This is a genomic window from Micromonospora sp., assembly GCF_048594385.1.
Lineage (GTDB): Bacteria > Actinomycetota > Actinomycetes > Mycobacteriales > Micromonosporaceae > Micromonospora > Micromonospora wenchangensis.
On the sequence record NZ_JBMDWU010000024.1, the window covers coordinates 1 to 5,649 of the forward strand.

6 protein-coding genes and 2 pseudogenes are annotated in these 5,649 nt (G+C 71.5%); 7 read left to right on the forward strand and 1 reads right to left on the reverse strand.

What is annotated here, in order from left to right:
* Positions 1 to 315 (reverse strand): annotated as a pseudogene (locus ACOJTC_RS01125) (chromosomal replication initiation protein); the annotation flags it as partial.
* A 629-nt stretch (positions 316 to 944) separates the two neighbouring features.
* Between ACOJTC_RS01125 and rpmH the strand changes: the two are divergent.
* The 7 genes and pseudogenes from rpmH to ACOJTC_RS01160 form a co-directional block, all read left to right on the forward strand.
* Positions 945 to 1,082 (forward strand): 50S ribosomal protein L34, encoded by a 138-nt coding sequence (gene rpmH, locus ACOJTC_RS01130; protein ID WP_067300964.1) that lies wholly within the window; start codon positions 945 to 947, stop codon positions 1,080 to 1,082.
* 29 nt (positions 1,083 to 1,111) lie between these two features.
* Positions 1,112 to 1,540: a ribonuclease P protein component gene (gene rnpA / locus ACOJTC_RS01135; RefSeq protein WP_204925523.1), complete on the forward strand. Its 429-nt coding sequence runs from the start codon at positions 1,112 to 1,114 to the stop codon at positions 1,538 to 1,540.
* A gap of 44 nt (positions 1,541 to 1,584) precedes the next feature.
* Positions 1,585 to 1,824 (forward strand): membrane protein insertion efficiency factor YidD, encoded by a 240-nt coding sequence (gene yidD, locus ACOJTC_RS01140; RefSeq protein ID WP_204925644.1) that lies wholly within the window; start codon positions 1,585 to 1,587, stop codon positions 1,822 to 1,824.
* Between the two features lie 3 nt (positions 1,825 to 1,827).
* Positions 1,828 to 2,823, forward strand: coding sequence for a membrane protein insertase YidC (gene yidC, locus ACOJTC_RS01145; RefSeq protein ID WP_204925522.1), 996 nt, complete (start codon positions 1,828 to 1,830; stop codon positions 2,821 to 2,823).
* Positions 2,824 to 3,035: 212 nt separating this feature from the next.
* Entirely contained in the window at positions 3,036 to 3,614 is a 579-nt protein-coding gene (locus ACOJTC_RS01150; protein WP_208565172.1) for a protein jag, read from the forward strand.
* Between the two features lie 118 nt (positions 3,615 to 3,732).
* Entirely contained in the window at positions 3,733 to 4,434 is a 702-nt protein-coding gene (gene rsmG, locus ACOJTC_RS01155) for a 16S rRNA (guanine(527)-N(7))-methyltransferase RsmG (protein ID WP_420115390.1), read from the forward strand.
* A gap of 264 nt (positions 4,435 to 4,698) precedes the next feature.
* Positions 4,699 to 5,571 (forward strand): annotated as a pseudogene (locus ACOJTC_RS01160) (AAA family ATPase); the annotation flags it as partial.
* Between the last annotated feature and the right edge of the window lie 78 nt (positions 5,572 to 5,649).

Genomic DNA, 5,649 nt, shown 5'->3' on the forward strand with positions numbered 1-5,649 from the left:
GTCGGTCTCGGGCATGCCCTGGTAGACGGCAGCGGCCGGGCGTGCGCCGGTCTCCTCGGGGACCCGGACGGTGACCGCCACCTGGATGGGTCGGCCCAGCCGCCGGCTGAGCGCCTCTGTGATGGCCGGGCGGAGCCGCGACTCGATCACGTCCCGGGTGAACGCGTCCGGTACCGAGAGCAGCGCGGTGTCCTCGACGATCGCCCGCAGCCGGGTCAGTCGGAGGTAGGCGCGCTGCTGGGCGGAGATGATCTCGTCGGCGAGTTCGTCCGTCGCCGCGGTCCACACCGCGGCAAGGTCGATCGTTCCGGCCACCGTCGTGCCACCCCCTCGCCTCTGCTCCCGGCCGCCGCTGTGGTCCAGCGGATCGTGCCGGGCCCGCCACCGCGTTCGAGCGGGTGGTACCTCTCACCCACCGGACGGCTGACCGGCCGGCATCCACAAGTTATCCACAGCCTGTGTGTACCGACCGATTGTGGCCGCCCGCCGGACGCGGGTCGGACCTGCCCCCCTTTTCGGGGAGGGCGTTGAAGCGGGTTCACCGTGCCGAACGATTCACTGCCGGATCCGGTCTTGCGCTCCGCACGACAACCCGGACCTGAAGCTGACCGCAAACGCGCACGGTAACAGCGACGGCCGGCCGCCATCAACCGACGCCCCCGTCAGGATCGGGACGCGACGACGGATCGGCGGTGCTGCGACCACCCCGGAGCCGCAGCCCAGGGTGGTTTGACGGTCATTGCCCCCCTGCGTAGGCTGGAGCGGCTGCTCTGTCGCCCTCTGCTAGGGTGATGGGTGCTCGCTGTCCGTGGTCGCCGCCTCGCCCCGTCGAGGTTCCGTGCCGCCGGGCAGTGCCGATCGGAGGCCACCGCCGAGGTGGTCTGGTCCACCAAACGACCCCGGGCGAACCCGCACCGGGGACGTACGAAAACGGAGAGCCTGACGTGAGCAAGCGCACCTACCAGCCGAACAACCGCCGGCGCGCGAAGACCCACGGCTTCCGGCTGCGCATGCGCACCCGGGCCGGCCGCGCCATCCTGTCGACCCGCCGCGCCAAGGGCCGCACCCGCCTGTCGGCCTGAGGCCGACCGGTCCGGGGACGTGGACAGTCGTGCTGACGGCCGCACAGCGACTGCGGCGTAGCACCGACTTCGCCGCAGCGGTCCGGGGTGGTCGACGCGTCGGTCGTGGTGCCGTCGTCGTCCACCTGACGCTGCCGGCGACCTCCACACCCGCGGCTACACCCCTCGGGACAACCCCGCCGGAGCCGGCGCGGACCACCGACCCGGAGTTGATCTCCGAGTCGAGCCGCGCCGGCTTCGTCGTGTCCAAGGCCGTCGGCCCCGCCGTGGTCCGCAACAAGGTCCGCCGCCGGCTGCGGCACCTGGTCCGCGAACGGTTGGCTGCGCTGCCGGCCGGCAGCACCCTGGTGGTACGCGCCCTGCCCACCGCGGCCGGGACGCCGTACCCCCGGCTGGCGGGCGACCTGGACGCGGCCATCGCCGCCGCCCGGCAGCCCCGGGGCCGGAGGTCGCGGTGAGCAGCAGCCCGATCGTGCCGCCGCGCCGGAGCATGGGTGCCCGGATGCTCAGTGGCCCTATCATCGCGTACCGTCGTTGGATAAGTCCGGCGTTGCCGGCCCGCTGCCGGTTCTACCCGTCGTGCAGTGCCTACGCCCTGGAGGCGGTGACCCGTCACGGTGCGTTGCGGGGAGCCGGCCTGACGGTCCGGCGGCTGTCGCGCTGCCACCCTTTCCACCCTGGTGGACACGACCCGGTGCCGGAGCCGGGCCGCCGCCGACGCGCCGACGTGACTGGAGTCTGAGAATTGAGTCTCGACTGGATCTACTACGCGATCTCGTGGATCCTGCTGACCTGGCACTCGGCGTGGGACGCCATCGGGGTGCCGGTCGACGCGGTCCTCGGCACCAACTGGTCGTGGATTCTCGCCATCGTCTTCCTGGTGGTCACCGTCCGGGTGATCCTCTTCCCGGTCTTCGTCAAGCAGATCAAGTCCCAGCGGGCGATGCAGGCGCTCCAGCCGAAGGTCAAGGAGCTCCAGGAGAAGCACAAGGGTGACCGGGAGACGCTCCAGAAGGAGATGATGGAGCTCTATCGGAAGGAAAAGGCCAACCCGCTGATGGGCTGCCTTCCGATGTTCCTCCAGATCCCGGTCTTCCTGGGTCTCTTCCACGTGCTGCGCCGGCTCGACCCGGCCAAGGAGGCCAAGAGCCTCTACGGCTGGACCGCCGAGCAGTTCGACAGCGCCTCCAGCGCCAAGATCTTTACCGCCCCGATCGCCGGCAAGTTCGGCTCCACCGCCGACGAGCTGGCCCGGCTGGGCGCGAACGGCACCACCGTGAAGGTGATCGCCGGCATCCTGGTCCTGGTCATGATGGGCACCACCTACCTGACCAGCCGCCAGATGATCCTCAAGACCGGCTGGGCCGAGGACCCGCAGCAGCGGATGATCCAGCGGCTGATGCTCTACGGCATCCCGCTCTCCCTGCTGGTCTCCGGCTCGATCTTCCCGATCGGCGTGATCATCTACTGGGTCACCAACAACCTGTTCACCCTCGGCCAGCAGCAGTGGGTGCTCCGCAAGTTCCCGCCGCTGGTGACCAACAAGGGGGTCGCCGGCGGCAAGGCGACGACCCCGGGTGGCCGGAACCCGGTACAGCCGGCCAAGTCCGGTGGTTTCCTCAACCGGAACAAGCCCGTCGCGCAGGTGCCGGCCAAGCCGGCCGCGCCGAAGGTCGCCGGGCCGAAGCCCGGTGCCAAGCCGGTCAACCCGAAGAAGGGCCCGGCCAAGCGCCAGGGTTGAGCCGACGGGCTGCCGTCGGCGGGACCGGCGGCAGCCCCCGGTACGCGCAGCCGCCGTGACGGCAGGCGCCGGACCGGATCCGCCGCGCCCGACGTGGCGGACGGGACTGCCCCCACCAGACGTGCCCGTGTCGAGCCCGGCCCCCTTCAGCCGGCCGACCCGGGAGACCAACGGACCCGACGGTCCGGCCGAGCTAGTACGGAGATGACACCGTGACCGACACCAGCATCCCCAGCGCGGACGCCTCGCTCGACGAGGAGACCGTCCCGACCGCCGCGACCGGTGAGGGTGAGCCCGCCGACGGCGGCAAGGAGAAGAAGTCCGCCGGCGAGGGTGAGTTGTTCGCCCAGAGCGAGATCGCCGCGGACTACATCGAGGGCCTGCTCGACATCCTCGACTACGACGGCGACATCGACGAGCTGGTCTCCGGCGGCCGTCCGGTCGTCGAGGTGGTCGGTGGCCGGTTGCAGAACCTCGTCGGTCAGCGGGGTGCCACCCTGGAGGCGCTCCAGGAGCTGGCCCGGCTGGCCGTGTTCCGGCAGACCGGTTCCCCGAGCCGGCTCCTGCTCGACGTGGGCGGCTACCGCGCCACCCGGCGCAAGGAACTCGCCGCCGTCGCCAAGAACGCGGTGGAGAAGGTCAAGGAGCACGGCGAGCCGGTCCGGCTGGAGCCGATGTCGGCCTTCGAGCGCAAGTGCGTACACGATGTGGTCAACGCGATGAGCGGTGTGGAGAGCGAATCCGAGGGTGTCGAGCCGACCCGGCGCATCGTCGTCCGGCCGGCGGACTGAACTGGTGCCCACCGACGACGTCACGACCGATACCGCTGCCGGCCCGGGTGCAACACCACCCGGGCCGTCGCCCGAGCGGCCCGTACCCTCGGCGCAGGACGCCGCGCTCCCGGACGAGCTGGCCACCGCCGCGCGGACCCTCTTCGGGGACCGGCTCGACCTGGCCGTCCGGTACGCCGAACTGCTCGCCACCGACGGGGTGGTACGCGGCCTGATCGGCCCCCGCGAGGCACCCCGGATCTGGGACCGGCACCTGCTCAACTGCGCGGCCGTCGCCGAGCTGATCCCCGAGAACGCCAGCGTGATCGACGTCGGGTCCGGTGCCGGCCTGCCCGGGGTGGTGCTGGCGATCGCCCGGCCGGACCTGAACGTCGTACTGGTCGAGCCGCTGGCCCGGCGCACCTCGTTCCTCGTCGAGGCGGTGGAGCGGCTCGGACTGGCCAGGACCGTCCGGGTGTTCCGGGGGCGGGCCGACGAGGCGGCCACCGGAGCGAACGGTGTCGGCCCGTTCACCGCCGACGTGGTCACCGCCCGCGCGGTGGCACCGCTGGACCGGCTCGCCACCTGGAGCCTTCCCCTGGTCGTTCGCGGTGGCCGACTGCTCGCCCTCAAGGGGGCCTCCGCAGCGGACGAGATCGTCGAGCACGCCGGGGCGGTCGCCGCGCTGGGCGGAGGCGAGCCGACGGTACGACTCTGTGGCGTCGATCTCCTCGACCCGCCCACCACCGTGGTGGAGGTCGTCCGGGAACGGGTGGTCCGTGCCCCCGGCGTGAAGATGGCGCCGAAGCGGTCCCGTGGAGGCCGTAAGCGCGTCCGCTGACCCTGACCTGTCGGTGCGGAGCGCCGCGCGGCGTGGTGGGCTGCCCGACGGGTGGGGGCCACCCGGCCGTCCGGATAACGAAGATGGACCCGCCGCGCCCGTCCCCCGTAGGCTGACCGCGCGTCGATAGTGTGGGGCGGGCGGATGTTCGGGTGCACCGGATACCGATCGCCCCCGCCGGGCCGTACGCCCTGCGGTGCGAGCGCGTGTACGGCAAGCGAGACGGGGTGCGGACCGACCATCCGGAGCGGGTAGGGATGACAGGTGCATGACGACGGCAGGTACGACGACCCACGGGTGAACCGGCCCGAGGGGCCGGGCTCAGGCGTGGATCCTGTTTCACGTGAAACCGACCATCAGCAGGGCTGGACGACCGGCGGGCAGCCCACGATCCGGCCGCCGGAGCGCGATCCCGGGGTACGTCGGGAGCCGCCCGCGGTGGGTGCCGCCCGTCCGGTTCCCGAGTCGTACGTGCCACCGCCTCCCGTGCAGTCCGGCCCCGACGGTCGACCGGTCAACGCTCCGGACGACCGGACGACCACCTCGGTACGACGGAACGCGGGGGCATCCTCGCGCTTCGAGGCACCGGTGCACGGCAACACGCCACCGGTGCCCGTACAACCCCATCCCGGCGCGGTGCCCGATGCCGTGACCATGGTCGGCGTTCCCGCTCCCGGGACCGTCGATGCGGCGGACGCCGCGTACGTTTCACGTGAAACCCCGACGCGCGAAGAGGATGATCCACCGTTGGCTATGGAGGCGATGCGCGCCGTGCAGATCCTTAATCCGAGTGGCGAGGTGACCATGCCCCGTCCCGAGCGGACCCGGGTGATGTGCGTTGCCAATCAGAAGGGCGGCGTGGGCAAGACCACGACCACGGTGAACCTGGCGGTGGCCCTGGCCCTGCACGGGAACCGCGTGTTGGTGGTCGACCTCGACCCGCAGGGCAACGCTTCCACCGGGTTGAACGTCCCGCACCACACGGGCGTGCCGGATGTCTACGACTGCCTGATCGACAGCGTGCCGCTGGCCGAGGTCGCCCAGGAGGTGGAGGGCATCCCCAACCTGTGGTGTGTGCCGGCGACCATCGACCTGGCCGGTGCCGAGATCGAGCTGGTCTCGGTGGTCGCCCGGGCGTAAAGTCTGAACCGGGCGATCGAGGCGTTGCCGGGGCAGTTGGACTAGGGGTTGATAGACTGGCGGCGCGCGCTCGGC

Excerpts from the sequence above, each read along its gene's own strand:
- yidD (WP_204925644.1), top strand. The coding sequence starts at position 1,585 with ATGCTCAGTGGCCCTATCATCGCGTACCGTCGTTGGATAAGTCCGGCG.